This window comes from Nocardia miyunensis NBRC 108239 (assembly GCF_001613065.1).
GTDB classification, from domain to species: Bacteria; Actinomycetota; Actinomycetes; order Mycobacteriales; family Mycobacteriaceae; genus Nocardia; species Nocardia miyunensis.
The window spans coordinates 58090-83109 of sequence record NZ_BDBQ01000046.1; the positions used below are offsets into that span (position 1 = coordinate 58090).

The following is a 25020-nucleotide window of genomic DNA, read 5'->3' on the forward strand; positions in this document are numbered from 1 at the left end:
GATAGTCTGCTGGCGTGCCCGAACTTCCGCCAGTGCCGACCCTGTTGACGACCGCTGTCGAAGCGCTCGGCGGTAAGGCGCGCAAGGGCCAGCAGACGATGGCGGCCGCGGTCGCGCACTCGATCGACACCAAGGAGCATCTGGCGGTGCAGGCCGGCACCGGGACCGGCAAGTCGCTGGCCTATCTGGTGCCGAGTCTGCGGCACGCGGTGCAGACCGGGCGCACGGTCGTGGTCTCCACCGCGACGATCGCACTGCAGCGGCAGCTGGTGGACCGGGATCTGCCACGGCTGGCCGAGGCGCTGGCCGGGCCGCTGGGTCGTCGGGCGAAATTCGCGATCCTCAAGGGCCGCAACAACTACCTGTGCCTGAACAAGATCAACAGCGCGATTCCGGACGAGGAGCCCGAGGCCGAACTGTTCGACGCGTTCGCCATCTCGCGCCTGGGCCGCGAGGTGCAGCGGCTCAACGACTGGGCCTCGGACACCGAGACCGGCGATCGCGACGAGGTGGCCCCGGGCGTCAGCGATCGGGCGTGGCGGCAGGTCAGCGTGTCGTCGCGGGAATGTCTGGGCAAATCGCGCTGCCCGTTCGGCACCGACTGCTTCGCCGAGCGCGCCCGCGCCGAATCCGGCCAGGCCGATGTGGTGGTCACCAATCACGCGCTGCTGGCCATCGACGCCATCAGCGGCGTGCAGGTGCTGCCCGAACACGACGTCGTGGTGATCGACGAGGCGCACGAACTGGTCGACCGGGTCACCGGCGTCGCGACCGCGGAGTTGTCCACCGGCGCGATCAGCGCCGCTGCCAAACGCTGCGGCAAACTCGTCGACGAGCGGGAGGTCGATCGGCTCGAGGGCGCCGCGGAGGCATGGCACGAACTGCTCGAGGATCTGCCGCCCGGCCGCTGGGATCAGCTGCCCGGGGGCGCGGGCCCGGTGCTGGCGCTGATCCGCGATGCGGCCTGGAACGCCCGCACCGCCCTCGCACCGCCGGGATCCGGTGCGCCGCAAGGTGATCCGGAAGACGTCGCGGCCCGCAACATGGCGTTGTCGGCGGTCGAGGAGGTGCACGACACCGCGGTGCGCGCGCTGACGACCTTCGAGGAATCCGATCCCGCCGCGCGCCGCGACGTGATCTGGCTGGCCGCCGACGAGTTGCGCGGCGTCGCCCGCCGCACCCTGCACATGGCCCCGCTCTCGGTCGGCGGCCTGCTGCGCAGCCGCCTGTTCGGCACCGCGACGGTGGTGCTGACCTCGGCGACCCTGCAGGTGGGCGGCTCGTTCGACGGACTGGCGATCACCTGGGGCCTACCGGCACAGTCGCCGAACCGCGTCGACGTCGGCGGTAGCGACGGGCCCGGAGGCGGCAGCTTGCGTAACCACGCAGGGCCCCGCGAACGCCGCATCGACTCAGCGTTGGCCAATGGCGGTGAGGCGCCGTCGGATTCCGATGCGGTGCGGTGGAATTCGCTCGATGTGGGTTCCCCGTTCGACCATGCCAAGTCCGGCATCCTGTACGTGGCCAAGCATCTGCCCGCCCCCGGCCGCGACGGGTTGTCCCCGGCGTATCTGGACGAGATCCAGCGGCTCATCGAGGCCGCAGGCGGGCGCACCCTGGGCCTGTTCTCCTCGATGCGCGCGGCCAAGGCGGCCACCGAGGCCCTGCGCGAGCGCCTGGACACCCCGATCCTGTGCCAGGGCGAGGACGCCACCGGCGCGCTGGTGCGCAAATTCGCCGACGATCCGGAGACCTCGCTGTTCGGCACGTTGTCGTTGTGGCAGGGCGTGGACGTCCCGGGCCCCTCGCTGAGTCTGGTGATCCTGGACCGCATCCCGTTCCCCCGCCCGGACGATCCCCTGCTGGTGGCCCGGCAGAAGGCGGTGGAGTCCCGCGGCGGCAACGGTTTCATGGCGATCGCGGCCAATCACGCCGCCCTGCTGCTCGCCCAGGGCACCGGCCGCCTGCTGCGCAGCGTGGACGACCGCGGCGTGGTGGCCATCCTGGATTCCCGGCTGGCCACCGCCCGCTACGGCTCCTACCTGCGCGCTTCCCTGCCGCCGTACTGGGAGACCGCCGACCCCGAGGTCGTCGTCAAAGCCCTCCGGCGCCTCACCGCCGCGCAACCCGCCTCCGCGTAACTTCAGCGTGCCGTCGAGTGCCCCGGCATTCGCGTTTCGGGCCGACGGGAAGGCATGGGGTGACTTTTGGGCGTACTCGGTGAGTTACCCGTGCTCGCGCGATATCAGTTGTCGCCTGAGATTTCCCGAGGATGGCGTGCGCGTTCGCCGATCTCGGATTACTTCACCGCGAGTGTGACAAAGGCTGCGACCACGCCCAATGCGACGGCCGCGGCGCCCCAGGCCAGCCCCTGACGGTGCCATGGGCGGTTGTGGTCCAGTGCGATGCGGCCCGGTCCGGCGAAGCCGAGGGCGGCCGCCGCGACGATCAGCAGCACCGCCGAGGACGAGGCGACCAAGCCGTGTGGCCAGGTGACGTGCACCGCGTTGATCATGGTGCCGATGACGACGGCCGCCGCGAGCGGGGTCAGCAGCCCGAGCACGAGCAGCGCGCCGCCGGCGAATTCGCACAGCCCGGCCAGCGTGCCGAACACCTTGCCCGGCTGGTATCCCATTTTCTCGAAACTCTCGGTTGTCCGCTGCCATCCGGTGCCGTTGAACCAGCCGAACAGCTTCTGGCTCCCGGTGACGAACAGCAGGCCGCCGCTGCCGGCCCGGAGCACGAGCAGGCCGATGTCGGTGCCCGCCGAATCGGCGGCGGATGTATGCAGCCCCCCTGACATGGTGGTGTGAGCGGTCATATCGATGTCCTTGTGGTCTCGGTCCCCGATGGTCGGCGCGAGCAACATTGCGGACTGCGTCTGACGAGACTACGAGCCAGTCCGCCCCCGCGTTCACCGGAAGCCGAAAATCACCTGTTGGCCAGGAAGAAGAAGTAGGCCAGGAAGATCACCGCCAGCACCCACACGACCGGGTGGACCTCGCGCCCGCGGCGCTTGGCAACCATGACGACCGGATAGAACAGCAGGCCCATGGCGATGCCGTTGGCGATCGAGTAGGTCAGCGGCATCATGATCACGGTGATGAAGGCCGGGATCGCGTATTCCAGTTCGCCCCAGTCGATTTGGCCGAGCGAGCGGGACATGAGCACGCCGACGACGATGAGGGCGGGCGCGGTTACCGAGGGCGCGCCCGCGACGACCTCGAAGATCGGGAACAGGAACATCGCGATCAGGAACCACCCGGCGGTCGAGACCGCCGTGATCCCGGTGCGTCCCCCGGCGCTGACGCCGGCGGTGGACTCGACGTAGGCGGTGGTGGTCGAGGTGCCGATGATCGCGCCGGCCGCGGTGCCGATCGAGTCGGAGGCGAACGCCTGCGCCGCACGCGGCAGCTTGCCGTCGGCGGTGAGCAGCCCGGCCTGGTTCGCGATGCCGATCAACGTGCCCGAGGCATCGAAGAAGTCGACGAACAGCATGGTCAGCACGACGATCGCCATCTGCCCGGTGAACGCGTGCGGCAGGTTGACGATGGCCTGCCCGAAGGTCTTGTCCAGACCGTGCGGCATGGCCACCACCGCGTGCGGCAGCGACACCAGCCCGCTGACGATTCCCACGACCGTGGTCGCGACGATGCCGTAGAGCACCGCGCCGTGCCAGCCCAGCACCAGGAAGATCACCGTCACCAGCAAACCGAACAGGGCCAGCAGGGTGGTCCCCTTGGTGAAGTCGCCCAGATGTACGAAGGTCGACTCGCTGGCCACCACCAGCCCTGCGTTCTTCAGCCCGAGGAAGGCCACGAACATGCCGATGCCCGCGCCGACGGCCAGTTTCAGCTGCATCGGGATGGCGTCGATGATCCTCTCGCGAATTCTGGTGATCGCGAGCACGAAGAAGATCACGCCCGACAGCAGCGTGCCCGACAGCGCGACCTGCCAGTGGATGCCCATGCCGAGCACCACCGAATAGGCGAAGAAGGCGTTCAGGCCCATCCCGGGCGCCAGGGCGATGGGATAGCGCGCCCACAGTCCCATCACGAGGGTGCCGACCACCGCGGCGACGGCGGTCGCGGTGAACACGGCCTGGGTGGGAATTCCCTTTGCGCCCAGCGTGCCGTGGTCGCCGAGCACCGCGGGATTGACCGCGAGTACGTAGGACATCGCGAGGAAGGTGACGGTCCCGGCCATGATCTCGCGCTTCACGCTCGATCCGAGCCTGCTGATCCCGAAGTAGGCGTCCACGCGCCCCTTCGCACCCGACTGGGCCTCGATTGTCATCTGCTTCTCCACCTGAGCCGGACGGACGTGCCTGGCGAGCACGCTATATGCCATGTCACGGTTGCGCATCTCCGGTCCCGCGAACGAGCGGCAATCGACTGCGGCAGCGTCGACCCCGCCCAGCGAATACGTGGCTGGCGGACGATCACCGGACAGATGCCGATATTCAATGAAAGCAATCAGTGGGCAATTAAATGCATAATTCACCTCGAATATTCAAGTTATTGACCGTTCCCCAGCTGGCCGTTACAAATACGTTATCCGCCGAACCGAGCCTGTCGAACCGGCCACGTGAGAATTGCAAAGTGAGTGGTTACTGAAATCGTCGACGCGAGCGCCGACCTCGCGATCGCACCCGGGGTCCTGTGGGACCTGCTGACCGATCCGCGTAATTACGCCCGGGTCTTTCCCGGCATCGGCGCCTGCGATGTGCACGATATCGTCGACGGGCGCCCGGTGTGGCGCATGCGCATCGGCGGCGGCGACACCGAGATCCACATCCTCGATGTCCGGGTGATCGCCGATCGCGCGGCGGGCACCCTGGAACTGCAGTGCACCGAGCGCCGCAGTTTCGCCGCGGTCACCCTGTCCGGCAGCGCCGATCGCACCCGCGCCACCATCACCTGCGTCGCACCCGACCGGGTGCATCCGCTCATGCCCAGTCTACCCAATGCCGCTGCGGCGGAATGGATCTCGTTCGGCCTGCACCGACTGGTCGATCTCGTGCGCGGCGCGCCGACCTCGATGGTGCTCAACGGTGAGGACTCCACGGTGCGCACCCAGGCCGGGGTCGCCATGCAGATCCTGTCCACCGGCGTGATGCGCAGCATCCGGCCCGACCGGATGTTCAAGCAGATCAACGGCCTGGCCACCTACGGGTTCACCCTCGCGGGCGGATACGCGGCCATGGCGGGACACACCCCGAAGCGCGTCGCCGTGGTGGACGATCGCGGCGCGAGCACCTTCGGCGAAATCCACTCCCGCACTCAGCGACTCGCGGCCGCACTGGCCGAACAGGGCATCGGCGCGGGCGACGTCGTCGGCCTGCTCGCGCGCAGCCACCTCGAGATGATCGAAATCGTCACGGCCATAGCGAAACTCGGCGCGGACCTGATCTTCCTGACCACCTGGCTGCCCGCGCAGCGGATCGCCTCGCTGGCCGAAAACCACCGGATGGCAGCGATATTCGCCGATCCGGAATTCGAACCGCTGGTGGCCTACGTCCCGCCGAACGTGATGCGCTTCGGCACGTTCAGCGATCCGGCCCGCCCCGAGCGGCTCGGTGTGGAGGAGCTGATCGCCGTGGGCCGAGGCGATGTCGGCAAACCGGAGCATCCGGGTCGGCAGATTCTGCTGACGGCGGGCACCAGCGGCCCGGCGAAGGTGGCGGTCCGCCCGCAGCCGCGCGGCTTCTCCTCGATCGCGGCGCTGCTGTCGCGCCTGCCGTTCGTGATGAACGACACCATGCTGATCGCGGCGTCGCTGTCGCATTCCTGGGGGCTGGCGGCCATGCACATCAGCCTCCCGCTGCGGGCCCAGGTGGTGCTGCTGGATCGCTTCGACGCCGTGGAGTGCCTGCGCCTGATCGCCGAACATCGGGTGCGCACACTGATCGTCGTCCCGATCATGGTGGAGCGGATCCTCGACGTGCCCGCCGCGATCCGAGCGCGTTACGACCTGTCCAGTCTGGAGGTGGTGACCTGCGGCGGCGCACCGCTGTCGGCGGCGACGGTGCTGCGGTTCACCGAGATCTTCGGCGAGATCCTCTACACCATCTACGGATCGACCGAGGTGTCCCTGGGCGCGATCGCCGAACCGGCCGATCTCCGGGTTTCGCCCACCACCGCCGGGAGCCCGCCGCTCGGCGCGAAATTCGCTGTGCTGGACAACGATTCGCACCTGCTGCCGGTCGGCGCGATCGGCCGGATCTTCGTCGGTCACCATCTGCTGACCGAGGGCTATCTCGACGCGCCGCAGCCGCAGGAGGTCGACGGCATGATCGACACCGGCGATCTGGGGTACGTGGACGCGCTAGGACGGCTGTTCGTCGTCGCCCGCGCCGAGGAGTTGATCGTCTGCGCCGGCGAGCACGTCTACCCGCGTCCGGTGGAGGAGGCTCTGGCACAGCTGCCGCAGGTCAGCGAGAGCGCGGTGGTGGGCGGACCGGATCGCGAATCGGGTCAGCGCCTTTCGGCCTTCATCGTCGTCCGGCCGGGCTACGTCGTGGACGCCGACGCCATCCGCGATTACATCCGGGTGCGGCTGGGACGCGCCTGGGTGCCGCGCGACATCATGTTCATCGACGCGCTCCCCCGCAACGCCAGCGGCAACGTCCTCAAACGCGTACTGACCCAACAGCCCGTCCGACGATGACGACGCCCGGGGCGATCGATCGGCTTTCCGACGCCCCGGCACACGTGGTGAGCTAACAATTGACAACCGCACCCACCGAGGGTTATCTGTAACCAGTGAATACATGCAACTTGCCCGCAATTTGATGCATGATCAACCTAATATTTGTTTCTTCTTGACCACTCAGGTCCGGCCCGTTAAAAATGCGTTAGCCGCCGAACCGAGTGGCCGAACCGGCCAAGCCAGAAGTGCAAGCGTGTGGTTACCGAAATCATCGATGCGAGTGCCGATCTCGCGATCTCACCCCGGGTGCTGTGGAAGCTGCTCGCGGACCCGGAGACCTACCCCCGGCTGTTCCCGGGCATCGGCGCGTGCGATCCGGTCGAGACCCTCGACGGACCGCCGAGCTGGCGTATGCGGGTGGGCGGTGTCGATACCGAGATCCGCGTTCTGGACGTCCGGCTGGTCCTGAACCGCGAGGCGCACACCGTCGAACTACAGTGCCCGGCACAGGGCAGTTTCGCCGCGATCCGGCTGCGCGGCGGGCCGGACGGCACGCACGTCGTGATCACCTGCTTCGCGCCCGGCCGGGTGCATCCGCTGGTGCCCGCGCTGTCGAATTCGGCTGTCGTCGAGTGGATCACGGCCGGACTGGGCCGCATGGTCGACCTCGCCGACCGCGCCCCGACCTCGATCCTGGTCAACGGCGAGGACTCGTCGATACGCCTGCAGGCCGGGGTCGCCCGGCAGATCGTGACCACGGGCGTGGTGCGCACCATGCGCCCGGACCGGATGATCAAACAGCTCAGCGGCCTGGCCGCCTGGGGTTTCACCCTGGCCGGAGGCTACGCGGCCGCGGCCGCGCACTCCCCGCGCCGCACCGCGATCATCGACGACCGGGGTGATCGCACGTTCCGCGAGGTCCACACCCGCAGTCACGCACTCGCGAGCGCACTGGGCGAACGCGGCCTGGTCGCCGGAGACGCCGTCGGCGTACTGTCCCGCAATCACGCCGAGATGGTCGAGATCATGGCCGCGGCAAGTAAACTCGGTGTCGACGCGGTGCTGTTCAATCTCGGGCTGCCGTCCGGGCGAATCGCCCAGATCGCCGAAAGCCACCGGCTGGCAGCACTGTTCACCGATCCTGATCTGGAGGATCTGCTCGAGTATCTCCCCCCTGATCTGCCCCTCTACAACACCGTGGACGACGGGATGCTGCCCAGCCGCATCACGGTCGAGGATCTGATCACCTCGGGCACAGGCAATTTCGTCAAGCCGGACAGGCACGGGCAGCTGGTCGTGCTCACCTCGGGCACCAGCGGCATGTCGAAAGGCGCTGTGCGACCGCATCCCAAGGGATTCGGCACCGTGGCGGCGGTGCTGTCACGCATACCGCTGCGGATGAACGAGACGATGCTGATCCCCGCGCCGCTGTTCCATACCTGGGGTCTGGCGGCCCTGCAGATCAGCACGCCACTGCGGGCGACGGTGATCCTGCCGGAGCATTTCGACGCCCAGGACTGCCTGCGCATGATCGCCGAATTCCGGGTCACCACACTGATCGTCGTGCCGGTCATGGTGCATCGCATCCTGGATCTACCCGCCTCGGTGCGAGCGCATTACGACACCTCCAGCCTGCGCGTGGTGGCCAGCTGCGGCGCGCCGCTGCCCGGGGCCGCGGTGCTGCGATTCATGGACGCCTTCGGCGACATCCTCTACAACTTCTACGGATCCACCGAGGTGTCCTGGGCGAGCATCGCCGACCCGGCCGATCTGCGCATCGCGCCGACCACCGCCGGACGTCCGCCGCTCGGCACGAAAATCGCTGTGCTGGACGATGATCTGCGGCCCGTCCCGATCGGCGCGACCGGCCGCATCTTCATCGGCAACCACATGCTGTTCGACGGCTACACCGATGCCGATCCGCCCTCGGAAGCCGACGGCATGCTCGACACCGGCGATGTCGGCTATCTGGACGCCTCGGGGCGGCTGTTCGTGGCCGGGCGCGACGACGAGATGATCATCTCCGGCGGCGAGAACGTCTTCCCCCGGCCGGTGGAGGAGGTGCTGTCGCATCTACCGCAGGTCAGCGAGGTCGCGGTGATCGGCGTCCCGGACCGCGAATTCGGCCAGCGCCTGGCCGCTTTCATAGTCACCCGCGACGGCTTCGCGCTGGACCCCGACATGATCCGCACCTACATCCGACGACGCCTGGGCCGCTTCTCGGTCCCCCGCGACGTCGTCTTCCTCGACGCCCTCCCCCGCAACGCGACCGGCAAGATCCTCAAACGCACCCTCACCCAACCGATGCGTCGCTGACCGAGCCCGAGCCTACGGACTGGGCGAGACGACCAGAGCGAGCTCGGCCGGGCCGGACAGCAGCCGGTGACGCGGCAGCACTCGCACGGTGAAGCCAACCGCGCCCGAGAGCGGGACCGGTGTTTCGACCGTGAAAAGCTCTGCCCCGGAATCACTTCCGATATGCGTCATCTCGACGGTGGTGACCTCGGAAAGATCGTCGTCCGGCCCGACGCGGCCCAGCACCGCCTGCACGTCCACATCGGCCGGGCTCAGGCCCGCGAGATCGATGCGGGCGCGCAGGGACAGTTCGTTGCCGATGACCGGGATGTCGGCCAGACCCGAGCTGTCCACCTGCAGCACCTTCACCTGCGGCCAGGCCGATTCGACCCGGCGGCGATATCCGGCCAGTTCCCGGGCTCCGGCGAAATCGTCCTGTGTCACAGCGGCATACGAGGCGGCGGCCGGGGCGTAGTAGTCGACCGCGTAGTCGCGAACCATGCGGGAGGCCAGCACCTTCGGCCCGAGGGTCTGCAGGGTGTGCCGGACCATCTCCATCCAGCGCACCGGCACCCCGTGGTGGTCACGCTCGTAGAAGCGCGGCAGCACAGCGCGTTCCATCGTCTCGTACAGCGCCGCGGCCTCCAGATCGTCGCGGCGGTGATCGTCGCGCACGCCGTCCGCGGTGGGGATGGCCCAGCCGTTCTCCCCGTCGTACATCTCGTCCCACCAGCCGTCCCGGATGGACAGGTTGAGCCCGCCGTTGAGCGCCGCCTTCATCCCGGACGTGCCGCACGCCTCGAGCGGGCGCAGCGGATTGTTCAGCCACACATCGCATCCCCAGTACAGGTACCGGGCCATGGACATGTCGTAGTCGGGCAGGAAGACGATGCGATGCCGCACACCGATATCGTCGGCGAAGCGCACCACCTGCTGGATCAGCCCCTTACCGCCGTCGTCGGCCGGATGGCTCTTACCGGCGACCACCAGCTGCACCGGGCGATCCGGATCGGTCAGCAGCCCGCGCAGCCGTTCCGGGTCACGCAACATCAGGGTCAGCCGCTTGTAGGTCGGCACCCGGCGGGCGAACCCGACGGTCAGTACCTTCGGATCGAAAACCTCGTCCACCCAGCCCAATTCGGCCGGAGCCGCGCCGCGCTCGAGCCACGAGGCCCGCACCCGGCGGCGCACCTCGGCAACGAGGATGCCGCGCAACGTGTTCCGCGTCGACCACAGCTCGCGCAGATCGACGTCATGCAACCGTTCCCAGCCGCGCGACTCCTCGACCAGCTCGGGACCGACGAATTCCCTTGCCTTGTCGATCCATTCGCGGGCCGCCCAGGTCGGGGCGTGCACGCCGTTGGTCACCGAGCCGATCGGCACCTCGGCCGGATCGAATCCGGGCCACAGCGGCGCGAACATGTTCCGGCTGACCTCACCGTGCAGCCGCGAAACACCGTTGGCGCGCTGAGCCAGGCGCAACCCGAGATGGGCCATGTTGAACACCGACGGATCGGCCTCCCGCCCCAGCGCCACGATGCGATCCACCGAAACCCCGGGCAGCAAAGGAGATTCACGTTCGCCGTGCTCCCCGCCGAAATACCGCCGCACCAGCGCACCGGCGAACCGGTCGATCCCCGCGGGCACCGGAGTGTGCGTGGTGAACACCGTTCCGGCCCGCACCGCGGTCAGTGCCTCATCGAAATCCAAACCGTCGGACATGAATTCGCGAATCCGCTCGATGCCCAGGAATCCGGCGTGTCCCTCGTTCATGTGGAAGACGTCCGGTTCCAGCAGCCCGTGCGCACGGGTGAACGCCCGCACCGCACGCACCCCGCCGATCCCGGAAAGGATCTCCTGTTTGATCCGGTGGTCCTGATCGCCGCCGTACAGCCGGTCGGTGACCGCCCGCAGTTCGGGATCGTTGTCCGCGATGTCGGAATCCAACAGCAGCAGCGGAATCCGCCCCACCTGCGCGATCCACACCCGCGCCCGCAGCACCCGTCCCTCGGGCATCGGCACGTGCACCAGCACCGCGGAACCATCGCGACCGGACAGCAGCCGCAGCGGCAACCCCTGCGGATCCAGATCCGGATAATGCTCGCGCTGCCAGCCGTCGGCGGTCAGCGATTGCCGGAAATAGCCTGAGCGGTACAGCAATCCGACGCCGATCAGCGGAAGTCCCAGATCCGAGGCCGCTTTCAGATGGTCCCCGGCCAGGATCCCCAGTCCGCCGGAATAGTTCGGCAGCACCTCGGTGACGCCGAACTCCATCGAGAAGTACGCGATGCAGCGCGGGCCCTGATCCTGTTTGCCGAACCAGCGCGGCCGGGTCAGATAGTCCTGCAGATCGGCCGCGGCGGCGTCGACCGTGCGCACGTACGTCTCGTCGGCGGCCAGTTCGTCCAGCCGCTCGGCCGGGACCTCCCCCAGCATCCGCACCGGATCGCGCCCGAGCTCCACCCACAGCCGCGGATCCAGTTCGGCGAACACGTCCTGAGTCGGGGCATGCCAGGACCAGCGCAGGTTCGTGGCGAGGTCGCCGAGCGCGGACAGCCGCTCGGGCAGATGGGCACGGACGGTGAAACGACGCAATGCCTTCATTGGGTAGAACCTACACGGCCGGGACCTCGCACGCGGCACCGAACAGCGCCGCCGCGAGGCTCTGACCTGTACTCATCGCATCCCGGACCGCCGCATCCGTCCTGCGCGGCGGCCCCGGGACCCGGCGGAGACTACTTCGAACCCAGCGTGCGATCGAGCAACGCGAGCAGGTCGCGGTAGTGACGCTCGGCCGCCTCGGCGTTGTACGCCTCGGTGTCGGCCTGGGTGTAACCGTGGATCGCGCCCTCGTATACCTCGCTGGTGTGGGTGATGCCCGCCGCGTCCAGCGCCTTGCCGAGCGTCTCGATCTGCTCGGGGGTCGCGCCCTGGTCGTTGTCGGCGTATCCGAAGAACAGCTCCGCGGTGATCGGCTCGACCAGCAGATGAACGCTGTCGGGGCCGTCGGACACCAGGTTACCGGTGTGGAAGCAGCCGCCGGCCGCGATCCGCTCGGGATGCGCGGCAGCGGTGAACAGCACCAGCCGCCCGCCCATGCAGTATCCGGTCAGACCGACCGGACCATCGCTGACCAGCTCCGATGCCGCCAGCCAGTCCAGGTACGCAGCCGAATCGGACTTCATGGCCTCGGGCGTGAGCGCCATCATCAGCGGCCGGATCTTCTCGAAGATCTCCGGCCGCGACTTCAGATCGATCGGATCCGGCAGATCGAACAGCGGTGCGCGGCCGGCCCGATAGAACGCGTTCGGGGTCAGAACCGTATAACCGTGGGAGGCGATGCGATCGGCCACCGAGCGCAGCGCGGGCCGCAGGCCGAAGGCATCCTGGTAGACGATCACCCCGGGATGCGCGGCGCCGTCGTCGGGATGGACCAGATAGGCATCGGCAACGCCGTCGGGAGTCTGAATATCTACCGATGTGCCGTGCACTGCGGTCATGGTGGGTCCTCCTGTGTATTCGCCGTCGTCCTACCCGCCATAAAAGAGGCGAGCGTTCCGCTTCGGTCCTACCGTCCCATACCGATTCCCGCCACCCGGCAGCCACCCGTCTCCGTCATCGGCGCGAACATGTCCGGATTACCGGTACGGTTGACGCCGTGACCGGTCGCATCGCCATCGATGACACCGCCCCCGCCCTCGGACCGGGGCGATACCCGGCCAAGGCCGTGGTCGGCGAGGTGTTCCCGGTCCGCACCGTGGTCTGGCGCGAGGGACACGACGCCGTCGCCGCGACCCTGGCGGTCCGCGGCCCGGGCGGCTCGCGCACCCAGCGCATCCGCATGTCGCCCGATTACGAACCCGATGTGTTCAATGCCGTGTTCACCCCCACCGAGCCGGGTCAGTGGACCTACCGCGTCGAGGGCTGGAGCGATCCGATCGCCGGATGGCGCGCGGCGGTCGAGGCGAAACTGGCCGTCGGCCAGAGCGCGGCGGATCTGGCCAACGATCTCGAACTCGGCGCGCGCCTGTTCGACCGTGCCGCACAGGCGGTCCCGAAGAAACAGTGGGAACGTCTGCGCGCCGCGGCGACCGCACTGCGCGGCGACGACCAGTTGCCCGCGCGGGTGGCCCCGGCCTTCGGCGCCGAGGTGGCCGAGATCCTGCGCGAGCATCCGCTACGCGAATTCGTCACCCGCGGACCGCAATTCACCGTCCAGGTGGAGCGCCGGCGGGCGCTGTACGGCTCGTGGTACGAATTCTTCCCCCGCTCCACCGGTGGCCGGGACGCCGACGGCACTCCCGTGCACGGCACCTTCGCCACCGCATCGAAGGAACTGCACCGCATCGCCGCCATGGGTTTCGATGTGGTGTACCTGCCGCCGATCCACCCGATCGGCGAGGTGAATCGCAAGGGCCGCAACAACTCCCTGACCTGCGAGCCCGACGACGTCGGCTCGCCGTGGGCGATCGGTTCGGCCGCGGGCGGGCACGACGCGATCCATCCGGACCTCGGCGATGTCGAGGACTTCACCGAATTCATCCGCGTCGCAAGGCAACTCGGCCTCGATGTGGCCCTGGATCTGGCGCTGCAGTGTGCCCCGGACCACCCGTGGGTCAACGAACATCCCGAATGGTTCACCACCCTGCCGGACGGCACCATCGCGTTCGCGGAGAATCCGCCGAAGAAATACCAGGACATCTACCCGATCAACTTCGACAACGATCCCGACGGCCTCTACGCCGAGGTGCTGCGGGTGGTGCGGTACTGGATCTCCCTGGGCGTCACCATCTTCCGCGTCGACAACCCGCACACCAAACCCGTCGACTTCTGGGAATGGCTGATCGCGCAGGTCCGCCGCGCCGACCCGGACGTGATCTTCCTGTCCGAGGCGTTCACCCGCCCCGCCCGGATGTACGGCCTGGCCCGACGCGGATTCACCCAGTCCTACACATATTTCACCTGGCGCACCGGCAAACACGAACTCGCCGAATTCGCCCTGGAACTGGCCGCCAAGGCCGACGAGGCGCGGCCGAACCTGTTCGTCAACACCCCCGACATCCTGCACGAGAGCCTGCAACACGGCGGTCCGGGCATGTTCGCCATCCGCGCGGTGCTGGCCGCCACGATGGGCCCGGCCTGGGGCGTGTACTCGGGTTTCGAGTTGTTCGAACATCAGGCGGTGCGGCCGGGCAGCGAGGAGTACCTGGACTCGGAGAAGTACGAGCTGCGCCCGCGCCCGTTCGCCGAGGCCGCGGCCAACGGCGAATCACTCGAACCCTGGCTGACCAGGCTCAACGAGATCCGCCGCGCTCATCCGGCGCTGCAGCAGCTGCGCTGCCTGAGCGTGCATCACGTGGACAACGACGCACTGCTGGCCTATTCGAAGGTGGATCCGGCCACCGGCGACGCGGTGCTGATCGTGGTGAACCTGAACCCGTTCGGCGCCGAGGACGGCATGCTCTCGCTCGACATGCCCGCGATCGGCCGCGAATGGCACGACCATCCGGTCGTCCTGGACGAGGTCAGCGGTGAGGAATATCACTGGGGCCAAACCAATTACGTCCGACTGGACCCGATCCGGGCCGTCGCGCACATCATCGCCCTGCCGCCGGTCTCCGCGCGTACCCGCGCGGAACTGGCCTACCGCAGGACATTCCGGTGATCGCGACGCGGATGCCTCAGCCCGACAGGAAGATCCGCCGATGAACCGTCGCGATCTGCTGCTGCTTGCCGCGGGCACCCACCCGGACCCGCACGCGGTGCTGGGCGCGCACCCGCATCCCGACGGCACCGTCGTCAGAGCCCTTCGGCCGCACGCGGATTCGGTGTCCGCGCGAGTCGGCGGCGAGGATCATCTACTGAAACACGTCGAGCACGGCCTGTTCGAGGGCGTCGTGCCGTATCCCGATCTGTGGGACTACCGCCTGCTGGTCTCCTATCCCGGCGGCCGCACGGTCCTGGACGCCGACGGCTACCGATTCCTGCCCACCCTCGGCGAATTGGATCTGCACCTGATCGGCGAGGGCAGGCACGAACGCCTCTGGGAGGTCCTGGGCGCGCATCCGCGCCGCTACACCACCCTCGACGGCGAGGTAGCGGGCACCTCGTTCGCGGTGTGGGCCCCGAATGCCCGCGGCGTCAGCGTGATCGGCGACTTCGACGGCTGGAGCGGCAACACCGCCCCCATGCGCCGACTCGGCGGATCGGGCGTGTGGGAGGTGTTCGTCGCCGGACTCGGGCCGGGCGAGAAGTACAAGTTCCGGATCCACGGCGCGGACGGCGGCATCGTCGAGCACGCCGACCCGCTCGCCTTCGCGACCGAGGTGCCCCCCGCCACGGCCTCGGTGATCACCGAAAGTTCCTACCGGTGGCACGATCGCGAATGGATGCACGCGCGCAGCGCGGCCGATCCGGCCCGTGCCCCGATGAGCATCTACGAGGTGCACCTGGGCTCGTGGCGTCCCGGACTCGGCTACCGCGAGGCGGCCGCCCAACTCGCCGAATACGTTCGCGCACAGGGCTATACCCATGTCGAACTGCTGCCGATCGCCGAACATCCGTTCGGCGGATCCTGGGGCTACCAGGTCACCTCGTACTATGCCCCGACCGCCCGATTCGGCGTACCCGACGATTTCCGCGCCTTCGTGGACATCCTGCACGCCGCGGGCATCGGCGTTCTGCTGGACTGGGTTCCGGCGCACTTCCCGCGCGACGAATGGGCCCTGGCCCGCTTCGACGGCGCACCCCTGTACGAACACCCCGACCCGCGCCGCGGCGAGCAATTGGACTGGGGCACCTACATTTTCGACTTCGGCCGCAATCAGGTCCGCAACTTCCTGGTCGCCAACGCGCTGTACTGGCTCGACGAGTTCCACATCGACGGCCTGCGCGTGGACGCCGTCGCATCCATGCTCTACCTGGACTATTCGCGTCCCGAGGGCGGCTGGGAACCCAATATCCACGGCGGCCGGGAGAATCTGGAGGCCGCGCGGTTCCTCCAGGAGATGAACGCGACGCTGCACGCCCGGCATCCGGGCGCGGTCACCATCGCCGAGGAGTCCACCACCTGGCCGGGCGTCACCCGTCCCACCGACGTCGGCGGCCTGGGCTTCACCATGAAGTGGAACATGGGCTGGATGCACGACACCCTCGGCTATCTCGGCCACGATCAGGTGCACCGCAGCTGGCATCACAACGAGATCACCTTCTCCACGGTCTACGCGTGGAGCGAGAACTACGTCCTGCCGATCAGTCATGACGAGGTCGTGCACGGCAAGGGCACACTGTGGACCCGCATGCCGGGCGACGATTTCGCCAAGGCGTGCGGTGTGCGCGCACTCCTGGCATACATGTGGTCACATCCCGGCAAACAGTTGCTGTTCATGGGCCAGGACTTCGGACAGTTCCGCGAGTGGTCGCACGATCGCGGCCTGGACTGGCACGAACTGGACAACCCCCTGCACGCGGGCATCCGCACCCTCGTCGCCGATCTCAACGCCACCTACCGCGCCCACCCGGCGCTGTGGACGCAGGACACCTCCCCCGGCGGCTACGCCTGGCTCGAGGCCGACGACCGCGACCACAACGTGGTGGCCTTCCTGCGCTATGCCGGCGATGGCTCGCCGATAGCCTGCCTCTACAACTTCTCCGGTTCCGAGCACCGCGACTACCGCGTCGGTCTGCCGCTCCCGGGCCATTGGCGCGAAATCCTCAACACCGACGCGATCCCGTATGGCGGCAGCGGAATCGGCAACCTCGGCGGCGTCGACACCACCGAAATCCCCTGGCACGACCGCCCGGTCTCGGCGGCGATCACCCTCGCCGCCAACAGCGCGGTCTGGCTCGCCCCCGGTCAGCCTTCAGAGTGAAAAATCTCACATTCGAAGGCTGCTGATGTCTTCGGGCTATCAGTAGAGGGCTGTCGCCAGTTTGCGGCGGGCCGCGACGACCACCGGATCGGCGGTGTCGAACAGCTCGAACAGTTCCACCAGCCGCGTGCGCACCCGGTTGCGATCATCCCCGGCGGTGCGCTTGATCAAGTTGATCAGGCGCGTGAAGGCCGCATCGGGCTCGCTGTTGAACAGTTCCATATCCGCGGCGGCGAAGGCGGCGTCGATATCGGCCGGATCCGCGTCGGCGCGGGCGATCGCGTCCTGCGGCAGGCCCTGAGTGCGGGCGTAGAAGCGCACCTGCCGCAGCGCGGCCTTGGCCTCGGCATTGGCCGGTTCGGCGGCCAGGATCGCCTCGTAGGCGCTGATCGCACCCTCGACGTCACCACGGTCCAGCGCCTCCTCGGCGGCGGTGAAACGCGGATCCTCGGGCTCGGGCTGCGGCTCGCCGTCCGGCCCGTCGGGCAGCTGCCCGCGCACGGCCTCCAGCACGGCGGTGAGCCACTGCCGAACCTGCGACTCGGGCTGGGCGCCCTGGAAGTCGGCCAGCGGCTGACCGCCGGCCACCGCGATCACCGTCGGAATGCCCTGCACGCCGAACGCCTGCGCGATGCGCATATTCGGCTCGGCCTCGACGGTCGCCAGATCCCAGGCGCCGTCGGCCTCACCGACCAGCCGCTCGAACAGTTTGACCAGATCCACACTGCCGGGACTGCGCTGCGAATACAGCACAACGACCACCGGGACCTGCATCGAGCGACGCAGCACCTGGGTCTCGAAGTTGGCCTCGGTGACCGCGTGATCACCCGGAACATCCGTGGCAGCAGGCTGTTTCAAGCCGGACAGATCCACCGCGCCGGACATGGCGGCGGCAACGGCAGGCGAGGGACGACGTGCAGCTGGTCGAGTCACAACTTCCAGTTTGTCACGAGCCCGCGGCGGCAGGTGCCGGGGTCGGGCTCAATTCACCCAACTGCCCGGATCGGATGGCCCATCGCTCGAACCAGAGCGAGGTGAACGGGATCACCGACGAGACGAGCCCCAGCAGGATCGTGCGCCCCGGCCACTCGAACTCCCGCCACGCCATCAGCAGGCTGAACGCGTACGCCAGGAAGATGACGCCGTGCACCATGCCGAACACCATCAGCGGCCATTCGACCGGCGGTGTCACGCCGTGCTTGAAGTACATACCGATGAACAGCAGCACCCAGCCACCCACTTCGAGGATGCCGAAGAGCCGAACCCGCTTGGCCAGGGTGCTCACGTCGAAGATTTCGCCCATGACAACCCATTGTGCCCAATGGCTACGACACCTCGTAGTGGGTGTGCCCATTCTCTCAGGAAATCGCGGTTCAGCGGCCGCAGTGCACGTTGAACTGCTGCCAGAGGTCGTCACCGATGTAGCCGCCCCAGTCGATGCACTTGCCCTGCGCCTCGACCTTCGCGAAGGCGAAGTCGGTGAACTTGTGCCCGTCGTTGATGACCACCGCGGAGTGGTCCTTCGATTGCCGGACCGCGGCGCCCATCGGGATCGCCGAGCCCGCGTGGTCCCGCACGGTGACCACGCAGTTGGTCCTGCCGTTGTAGGTGAGGAAGATCGTGCCTGCCTTCAGTTCATGCTTGTCGACGACGTTGAAGCCCGCGCCGCACTGGCCGCCGTACGGCGCCGCCGCGGCGGCCGTGGCCGGGACGAGTGCTGCTGCACCAGCGGTGATCCCGAGCGCGGCGGTACCGACAGCGATGAACTTTCGGGTGTTGATCAAAGTTGAGCCTTTTCTCTCTCATGTCGCATCGGGCACGCGGAGTCGCCCCCCGCACGCCCGACACCGTGCCGCACCGAACCTAGGGGCAGTGGGCGACAGAGGATTTCGTCACTTCCCACAGTTGGGAACTCACACCGCATCGAGAGCCGACCACGTTCGGCCCGAGCTTCGGTTCCACCCGACCGACGCCACAGCGTGCGGCGAACCGGTCATCGAGCCGAGATCCACCCGAACGAATCTCGGCTATAGCGACACCGTGCCGCGCTACACCCTGATGATCAGAGCGTCGCCCTGACCGCCGCCACCACACAGGGCCGCCGCGCCGACGCCGCCACCGCGACGCTTCAGCTCGAGCGCGAGGTGCAGCACGATGCGCGCCCCGGACATGCCCAGCGGGTGACCGATGGCGATCGCGCCGCCGTTGACGTTCACCTTGTCCGGGTCGATGCCGAGCTTGCGGGTCGAGGCGACGCCGACCGCGGCGAACGCTTCGTTGATCTCCACCACGTCCAGGTCGGCGGGCGAAATCCCTTCCCGCGCACAAGCTTTGGCGATCGCGTTGGCGGGCTGCTCCTGCAGCGTGGAATCCGGACCGGCCACCACGCCCGCCGCGCCGATCTCCGCGATCCAGCTCAGCCCCAGCTCCTGGGCCTTGGCCTTGCTCATCACGACCACCGCGGCCGCGCCGTCGGAGATCTGCGAGGCCGAACCCGCGGTCACCGTCCCGTCCTTGCGGAACGCCGGACGCAGCTTGCCCAGTGACTCGGCGGTGGTGTCCGCGCGAATCCCCTCGTCCTGCCCGAACAGCACCGGATCGCCCTTGCGCTGCGGGACGGCGACCGGGACCACCTCGTCGTCGAACACACCGTTCTTCCACGCGGCGGCCGCCTTCTGGTGCGAGGCCGCGGCGAAGGAGTCCTGATCCTCGCGGCTGATGCGGTCGACGTCGTTGCGCTGCTCGGTAAGCAGGCCCATCGCCTGATCGGTGAAGATGTCGTGCAGGCCGTCGAAGGCCATGTGGTCGCGCAACGTCACATCGCCGTACTTGAAGCCCTCCCGGCTCTTCTCCAGCAGATGCGGCGCCTGCGTCATCGACTCCTGCCCGCCGGCCACCACGATCTCGTACTCACCGGCCCGAATCAGCTGATCCGCCAAGGCAATTGCATTGATACCGGACAAACACACCTTGTTCACGGTCAGCGCCGGAACGTCCATCGGAATCCCCGCGGCCACCGCCGCCTGCCGCGCCGGGATCTGCCCCGCACCCGCGGTCAGCACCTGTCCCATGATCACGTAGTCGACCGACTCCGGCGCGACGCCGCCCTTCTCCAGCGCGGCCTTGATCGCGAATCCGCCCAGGTCGGAACCCGAGAATCCGGCGAGCCCACCGAGCAGCCGGCCGACCGGAGTGCGGGCGCCGGAGACGATGACGGAGGTGGTGGTCACGATGAGCCTCACTTCTGGATTCGATGCAGCGTACGGGCGGGACGGAACCGCTCGATACTCCACGGTAACCCGGGCGGTCCGGACAGCACCATGGTGGTGCGCGCTACCGCCGGCATGGGTGGATCAGGGCCGGAGGCGGCAGCGGAGCGTAACCACGCAGGCCCCCACGCAGGCCGCATTACACTCCGAAAGGTGAGCACTTCCGAAAAGACCGAATTCATTCCCGCCGACTATGTGATCGCCGTGGACCATGTCGGCATCGCCGTCCCGGACCTCGACGCGGCTGTGGCCTGGTACTCCGAAAAGCTCGGTATGATCGAGACGCACCGTGAGGTCAACGAGGGCCAGGGGGTGCACGAGGCAATGCTGTCGTTGCCCGCTGCCGGAGACAGGTCGACTGCTCTGCAGTTGCTGGCCCCTCTCAACGACGAATCCACCATTGCGAAATTCATCGATCGCAACGGTCCGGGACTTCAACAGCTGGCCTACCGGGTGACCGACATCGATGCCGTAGCAGCCAATCTCCGAGACCGGGGCGTACGTCTGCTCTACGATGCACCACGTCCGGGCACCGCGGGCTCACGCATCAATTTTCTGCACCCCAAGGATGCTGGCGGTGTGCTCATCGAGCTGGTCGAGCCGAACGCGAATCCTACTCACTAGTACCGCAATCCGACCGCGAAAACCTTTCGTAACGACATTCGCGGTCGGGTCACCATGGCACGCACGCAAGCGGTAGTTTGTGGGGCATGTCGTCCACTGAGCCCGATCGCAATCGCTTCGTTGCGTTGCCCTTTACCGTGGTCCGGAAGGGGTATGACCGCGATGAAGTTCGCAATTACTTCGACCGATTCGATGCCGAACTGAGGGTCACCGCTACCGACCGCGATGCCGCCGCTGCCCAGGCCCGGAACCTGGCCGCCCAGCTGGAGGATGCGCGTGACGAAATCGATGAGCTGCGTAAGGAAGTCGACCGCCTGTCGGTCCCCCCGACCACCGCGGAGGGCATGAGCGACCGCATCTCGCGGATGCTGCGCCTGGCCTCCGACGAGGCGTCCGAGGTTCGCGCGCAGGCCCAGGCCGAGGCTGCCGAGATGGTCTCCATCGCCGAGCAGCAGGCCACCGAAATGCGTGGTAAGTACGAGTCGCTGCTGGCCGAGACCAAGGAGAAGCGCGAGGCGCTCGAGATCGAGTTCGAGCAGACCCTCGCCAATGCGCGGACCGAGTCCGCCAAGATCGTCGAGGCCGCCACGGCCGAGGCCGATCGCCTCACCAAGGAGGCCGAGGCCAGGCTCAAGGCCCAGCAGCAGGACTTCGAGGTCAGCATGGCCGACCGGCGCACCAAGCTCACCCGCGCCATGGAGGAGCTGGAGGCCACCAGTCGCTCCGACGCCGCGCAGCGCATCAAGGATGCGACCGACGAGGCCAACCGTCTGGTCAGCAACGCCACCCAGCAGGCCGACCGCAAGATCGCCCACGCCAAGGAACTCGCCGAGGAGATGCGCGTGCTGCGCGGTCGAGTTCTGGCCCAGCTCTTGGGAATTCGCGGCCAGCTCGACTCCGTTCCGGCCATGCTCGCCGCGGTCAACCGCGAGAGCGAACTGCTCGACGGCGCCCCCGAACCGCGGTCGCTGTCCAGCAAGCAGTCCGGATCCGGACGCCAGCAGAAGGCCATCCCCGAGCAGCTGCGCGATGCCGAGGATGAGGTCAACGACGAAGAGCGCGAGAGCGCGGAAGTCTCGCACTAGACCGCAGGTCCCTGCGGACCCGCCCTGCACGAGGCATCGAAGCTGGTCCCATCCGGGCGACAGATATCCGTTCGAAGGCCGCCCCCTGCACAGGGGGCGGCCTTCCTTATGCGCACCGAGCCCCATGCGTACCGAGGTGGCCGACCCGCCGCGGCAGCACCTCGGGAGTTACCCTCGATAACATCATGCCCCGCCGTAAACCGAGCCCCAGGAGATCGTCGGCGCGGTCCCAGAGGGACCCGCGTCCGATCGGTGATGTCTTCGGACGCACCGAGAACGGCCCCGGCGGCTCGGAAACCTTTGTGGTGCGCACGATTCCGGGTTCCCGGGCGGTGAAGACCTACCGCTGCCCCGGCTGCGATCACGAAATTGCCCCTGGCACAGCACATATCGTCGCCTGGGCCGTCGCAGGCGGCGAAGACGACCGCCGCCACTGGCACACCGGCTGCTGGCGAGGCCGCCACACCAGAACCATCACACGCCGCTGGGGCTAGGCTCCGCTCCCCGCCTCTCCGGGACTTCAGCGTGTCGTTGGGCGCGACGAGACTTGTGGCGTCGGGCCGACAGTCAGGCAACTGGTTACGTTTTGGGCGTATCCGGGGAGTTACCCATGTCCGTACGAAATCTGTTGTTACATAGCAGGTTCAGGGGGCTTGCGGGTGGTATGTCCGAGATTTATTGAGGTGTAATGGAAATCACTCCGTCTCCTAGAAGAGGCGGAACTCGTCGCTCTCCGTGCCGCGCAGGGCATTGTAATCCAGTGTTACGCAACGGATTCCGCGATCGGTTGCGAGAGTGCGAGCCTGCGGCTTGATCTGCTGGGCCGCGAAGACGCCGCTGACGGGAGCGAGTAGCGGGTCGCGGTTGAGCAGTTCGAGATAGCGGGTGAGCTGTTCGACTCCGTCGATCTCACCGCGACGCTTGATCTCCACCGCGACCGTCGCGCCGTCGGCGTCCCGGCACAGAATGTCCACCGGGCCGATCGCGGTCATGTACTCACGGCGGATCAATGTGTAACCGGCGCCGAGGGTTTCGATGTGCTCGGCGAGCAACTCCTGCAGATGCGCCTCGACGCCGTCCTTCACCAGACCGGGATCGACACCGAGCTCGTGCGAGGAGTCGTGCTCGATCTCCTCGACGGTGATGCGCAGTTCCTCACCGGCCTTGTTGGTCACCACCCACAGTTTGGCGGAGTCAGCATCGCGTTCTTCCAACCAGCACGGCGGGCTCATCCAGTTCAGCGGTTTGTAGGAGCCGCCGTCCGAATGTACGAGTACGGATCCGTCCGCCTTCATCAGTAGCAGACGACGAGCCATCGGGAGATGAGCGGTGAGCCGACCCACGTAGTCGACCTGACAACGAGCAATCACGAGGCGCACCCCAGGCACTCTAGGCGACCGCCCCGAAGCCCCGATCGGCAAGGGCCACCTACGATCCCCGGCCGAGGATCAATCCAGCAGAAACGACACCGCCAGGGCCGAGGAGGCCACCAGCGGAACCAGATCGAACCAGCTCATCCGATATTCCGCATCGCGACCGCGGGCGATCACGAACGTCCCGATCCCCAGACCGATCAGGTAGGAGAGCAGATGGCCGACGCTGGTGAAATCCCTGATGTCGACCACCCCCTTGACCGCGATCACCAGCCACACCAGGGCCCATGGGATCCGCCGCGCCTTCGGCACGATGACGATGAGCGACCCGAACAGCGCCATACCGCCGTAACTGATACCCACGTCCTCGGAAGCACCGATACTGGCGGGCAGCCAGTGCATTGCGATCCCCACCCACAGACCGACCGCCACCAGCAACGTCGCGCCGATATGCCCGGCCAGGAAGGTCCCGACCGCGCGCAGCGCACCGAAACGCAGTTCCACCAGGATCAGCAGGCAGGCCAGCAGCGGGACGTTCGTGATCGTAGCGTCGGTATCCCCGATGACGAACGCGCTGGACAGCAGGGTCCCCACCCGGCCATGCTCGAGATTCTGCAGATTCGTACTCGTATCGGCGAGAATGCGAGACTGCACATCGGGCCGGACCCGCGCGTAGATCACGGCGACCACGATCAGCGCCACCACATATCCGACGGTGAACGGCAGCCAGTGCCGACGCCGCAGAAGCCCGACGGCAGAGGTCACCCGTGCTTGCGCCCGGTCGGCCGTCAGGGTTCCAACCATGAGCAACTTCCTCATCTCGAAATCCGGAAGCCGCGCGCTACTCAGCCCACGAGAATTGTGTACCCGAGCACGGTCGCGATGGCCAGCAGCACGATCTCGACCCGCTTGAAACGCTCCGGAACCGTCCGCCCGCTGCGGATCAACCACAAGCCCACCAGCAGGCCGATGGACACGGACAGCAGATGTCCGACGTTGGTGAAGCTGCGGCCCATCGCCACACCGGCGACGGCGACCGCGAGCCAGGTGATCGCCCAGGTCGGCCGCCAACGCGACGGCATCAGGACCAGGAACGCGCCGATCAACGCCATCGAGCCGTAGCTGATCCCGACGTCCTCGGCATGCGTGATCTCCAGCGGCAGCCAGTGCGCCTCAACCGCGACCCAGAGCCCGAACGCGACCAGCAGGGTCGATCCGAGATGTCCGGCCAGGAAGATGCGAATCAGCCGGCTCGCACCGAACTTGAGCTCGGCCAAGGCCAGCAGACAGATCAGCAGCGGCAGCACCAGCAGCGAGGTGTCGGTGTCGCCGATCAACAGCGCGCTGGAGAACAGTGTGCCGATGTGGCCGTGCAGCAGGTTGTACAGATTCGTGCTGGCGTGCAGCATCACCCGAGTCTGCGCGGAGTTGCTCAGTACCGAGACCAGCACGGTGACCAGGATGAGCAGCGCCCCGTAGCCGTAGGTCGCCGGTAGGAACAGCCGGCGCCAGCGAAAGCGGGACGGCGTTGCCGAAACGGTCGGCGTCGTCTCCTGGTTGGGTGCGGTCAGCACCACCATGGGGATCCCTTTCGTCACTGCTCCGGAGGCCGCTCCACCGGCGTACCATCCATCATCCGGATTCAGGCTGCACCGCGCCTAGCTGTCGCTTGTGAAGGTGCTGTGAACTCGTCGACGGCCGAGAGCCTGGTTGCCCGCGGTTCAGTCGCCCGAGCCACTGGCCAGAGCAGAGATCATGGTGCTGATGTAGGTAGCGAGTCCGCTGAGAAGGTCCATCTGGGTTGTACTTCCTGTTCGGGAGTGTGACCGGCCGAATCATACACAAGCCAGGC

The 25020-nt window shown here is 67.4% G+C and carries 19 protein-coding genes; 8 read left to right on the forward strand and 11 right to left on the reverse strand.

Annotated features, from left to right (window positions below; translation table 11 throughout):
* Positions 1–14: 14 nt before the first annotated feature.
* Entirely contained in the window at positions 15–2141 is a 2127-nt protein-coding gene (locus tag NM2_RS19920) for an ATP-dependent DNA helicase (RefSeq protein ID WP_067670773.1), read from the forward strand.
* A 158-nt stretch (positions 2142–2299) separates the two neighbouring features.
* Here NM2_RS19920 and NM2_RS19925 read toward each other — a convergent pair whose 3' ends face one another.
* Both NM2_RS19925 and NM2_RS19930 read right to left on the reverse strand, forming a co-directional pair.
* Positions 2300–2821, reverse strand: a complete 522-nt coding sequence (locus NM2_RS19925; protein WP_084531302.1) for a DoxX family protein — start codon at positions 2819–2821, stop codon at positions 2300–2302.
* 110 nt (positions 2822–2931) lie between these two features.
* A complete protein-coding gene (locus NM2_RS19930; RefSeq protein WP_067670823.1) occupies positions 2932–4296 on the reverse strand; it encodes an NCS2 family permease in 1365 nt (454 codons plus the stop codon).
* Between the two features lie 309 nt (positions 4297–4605).
* Here NM2_RS19930 and NM2_RS19935 point away from each other — a divergent pair, with 309 nt between their 5' ends.
* Entirely contained in the window at positions 4606–6669 is a 2064-nt protein-coding gene (locus tag NM2_RS19935; protein ID WP_067670775.1) for an AMP-binding protein, read from the forward strand.
* Between the two features lie 237 nt (positions 6670–6906).
* Complete coding sequence (locus tag NM2_RS19940; protein WP_067670777.1) at positions 6907–8967, forward strand: AMP-binding protein; 2061 nt, start codon at positions 6907–6909, stop codon at positions 8965–8967.
* Positions 8968–8979: 12 nt separating this feature from the next.
* On the opposite strand, the gene glgP is transcribed toward NM2_RS19940, so the two are convergent.
* Complete coding sequence (glgP, locus tag NM2_RS19945; RefSeq protein WP_067670779.1) at positions 8980–11550, reverse strand: alpha-glucan family phosphorylase; 2571 nt, start codon at positions 11548–11550, stop codon at positions 8980–8982.
* 131 nt (positions 11551–11681) lie between these two features.
* Positions 11682–12446: a dienelactone hydrolase family protein gene (locus tag NM2_RS19950; protein ID WP_067670781.1), complete on the reverse strand. Its 765-nt coding sequence runs from the start codon at positions 12444–12446 to the stop codon at positions 11682–11684.
* 158 nt (positions 12447–12604) lie between these two features.
* Between NM2_RS19950 and NM2_RS19955 the strand changes: the two genes are divergently transcribed.
* Together NM2_RS19955 and glgB are read left to right on the forward strand one after the other, a co-directional pair.
* Positions 12605–14611: an alpha-1,4-glucan--maltose-1-phosphate maltosyltransferase gene (locus tag NM2_RS19955; protein ID WP_067670783.1), complete on the forward strand. Its 2007-nt coding sequence runs from the start codon at positions 12605–12607 to the stop codon at positions 14609–14611.
* Between the two features lie 40 nt (positions 14612–14651).
* Complete coding sequence (gene glgB, locus NM2_RS19960) at positions 14652–16817, forward strand: 1,4-alpha-glucan branching protein GlgB (protein ID WP_067670785.1); 2166 nt, start codon at positions 14652–14654, stop codon at positions 16815–16817.
* A 39-nt stretch (positions 16818–16856) separates the two neighbouring features.
* Here glgB and NM2_RS19965 read toward each other — a convergent pair whose 3' ends face one another.
* The 4 genes from NM2_RS19965 to NM2_RS19980 all read right to left on the reverse strand — a co-directional run bounded on the left by NM2_RS19965 (position 16857) and on the right by NM2_RS19980 (position 20047).
* The gene (locus NM2_RS19965; RefSeq protein WP_067670787.1) at positions 16857–17702 is read right to left on the reverse strand and encodes a tetratricopeptide repeat protein; all 846 of its coding nucleotides are present in this window, start codon (positions 17700–17702) and stop codon (positions 16857–16859) included.
* Positions 17703–17763: 61 nt separating this feature from the next.
* Positions 17764–18120, reverse strand: a complete 357-nt coding sequence (locus NM2_RS19970) for a DUF3817 domain-containing protein (protein WP_067670789.1) — start codon at positions 18118–18120, stop codon at positions 17764–17766.
* 70 nt (positions 18121–18190) lie between these two features.
* Complete coding sequence (locus NM2_RS19975) at positions 18191–18601, reverse strand: hypothetical protein (RefSeq protein WP_084531291.1); 411 nt, start codon at positions 18599–18601, stop codon at positions 18191–18193.
* A 264-nt stretch (positions 18602–18865) separates the two neighbouring features.
* Positions 18866–20047 carry an acetyl-CoA C-acetyltransferase gene (locus tag NM2_RS19980; RefSeq protein WP_084531293.1) on the reverse strand — a complete coding sequence of 394 codons (1182 nt, stop codon included), beginning with the start codon at positions 20045–20047 and terminating at the stop codon, positions 18866–18868.
* A gap of 192 nt (positions 20048–20239) precedes the next feature.
* Between NM2_RS19980 and mce the strand changes: the two genes are divergently transcribed.
* The 3 genes from mce to NM2_RS51705 all read left to right on the forward strand — a co-directional run bounded on the left by mce (position 20240) and on the right by NM2_RS51705 (position 22289).
* The gene (gene mce / locus NM2_RS19985) at positions 20240–20710 is read left to right on the forward strand and encodes a methylmalonyl-CoA epimerase (protein ID WP_245718127.1); all 471 of its coding nucleotides are present in this window, start codon (positions 20240–20242) and stop codon (positions 20708–20710) included.
* 86 nt (positions 20711–20796) lie between these two features.
* Positions 20797–21795 (forward strand): coiled-coil domain-containing protein, encoded by a 999-nt coding sequence (locus NM2_RS19990; protein ID WP_067670793.1) that lies wholly within the window; start codon positions 20797–20799, stop codon positions 21793–21795.
* A 185-nt stretch (positions 21796–21980) separates the two neighbouring features.
* Entirely contained in the window at positions 21981–22289 is a 309-nt protein-coding gene (locus NM2_RS51705; RefSeq protein WP_084531294.1) for an Rv1322 family protein, read from the forward strand.
* A 213-nt stretch (positions 22290–22502) separates the two neighbouring features.
* Here the strand turns inward: NM2_RS51705 and nucS are convergent, their stop codons facing one another.
* From nucS to NM2_RS20005, 3 genes are all read right to left on the reverse strand, one after another.
* Positions 22503–23174 (reverse strand): endonuclease NucS, encoded by a 672-nt coding sequence (nucS, locus tag NM2_RS19995; protein WP_067670795.1) that lies wholly within the window; start codon positions 23172–23174, stop codon positions 22503–22505.
* 69 nt (positions 23175–23243) lie between these two features.
* Complete coding sequence (locus NM2_RS20000; protein ID WP_067670797.1) at positions 23244–23972, reverse strand: rhomboid-like protein; 729 nt, start codon at positions 23970–23972, stop codon at positions 23244–23246.
* A gap of 41 nt (positions 23973–24013) precedes the next feature.
* Positions 24014–24766, reverse strand: coding sequence for a rhomboid-like protein (locus NM2_RS20005; RefSeq protein WP_245718128.1), 753 nt, complete (start codon positions 24764–24766; stop codon positions 24014–24016).
* Between the last annotated feature and the right edge of the window lie 254 nt (positions 24767–25020).

Bases quoted from the DNA above. Each gene is read 5' to 3' on its own strand.
- NM2_RS19925 (WP_084531302.1), bottom strand. From the start codon at position 2,821: ATGACCGCTCACACCACCATGTCAGGGGGGCTGCATACATCCGCCGCC.
- NM2_RS19930 (WP_067670823.1), bottom strand. From the start codon at position 4,296: ATGACAATCGAGGCCCAGTCGGGTGCGAAGGGGCGCGTGGACGCCTAC.
- glgP (WP_067670779.1), bottom strand. From the start codon at position 11,550: ATGAAGGCATTGCGTCGTTTCACCGTCCGTGCCCATCTGCCCGAGCGG.
- NM2_RS19950 (WP_067670781.1), bottom strand. From the start codon at position 12,446: ATGACCGCAGTGCACGGCACATCGGTAGATATTCAGACTCCCGACGGC.
- glgB (WP_067670785.1), top strand. From the start codon at position 14,652: ATGAACCGTCGCGATCTGCTGCTGCTTGCCGCGGGCACCCACCCGGAC.
- NM2_RS19965 (WP_067670787.1), bottom strand. From the start codon at position 17,702: ATGTCCGGCGCGGTGGATCTGTCCGGCTTGAAACAGCCTGCTGCCACG.
- NM2_RS19970 (WP_067670789.1), bottom strand. From the start codon at position 18,120: ATGGGCGAAATCTTCGACGTGAGCACCCTGGCCAAGCGGGTTCGGCTC.
- NM2_RS19990 (WP_067670793.1), top strand. From the start codon at position 20,797: ATGTCGTCCACTGAGCCCGATCGCAATCGCTTCGTTGCGTTGCCCTTT.
- NM2_RS51705 (WP_084531294.1), top strand. From the start codon at position 21,981: ATGCCCCGCCGTAAACCGAGCCCCAGGAGATCGTCGGCGCGGTCCCAG.
- NM2_RS20000 (WP_067670797.1), bottom strand. From the start codon at position 23,972: ATGGTTGGAACCCTGACGGCCGACCGGGCGCAAGCACGGGTGACCTCT.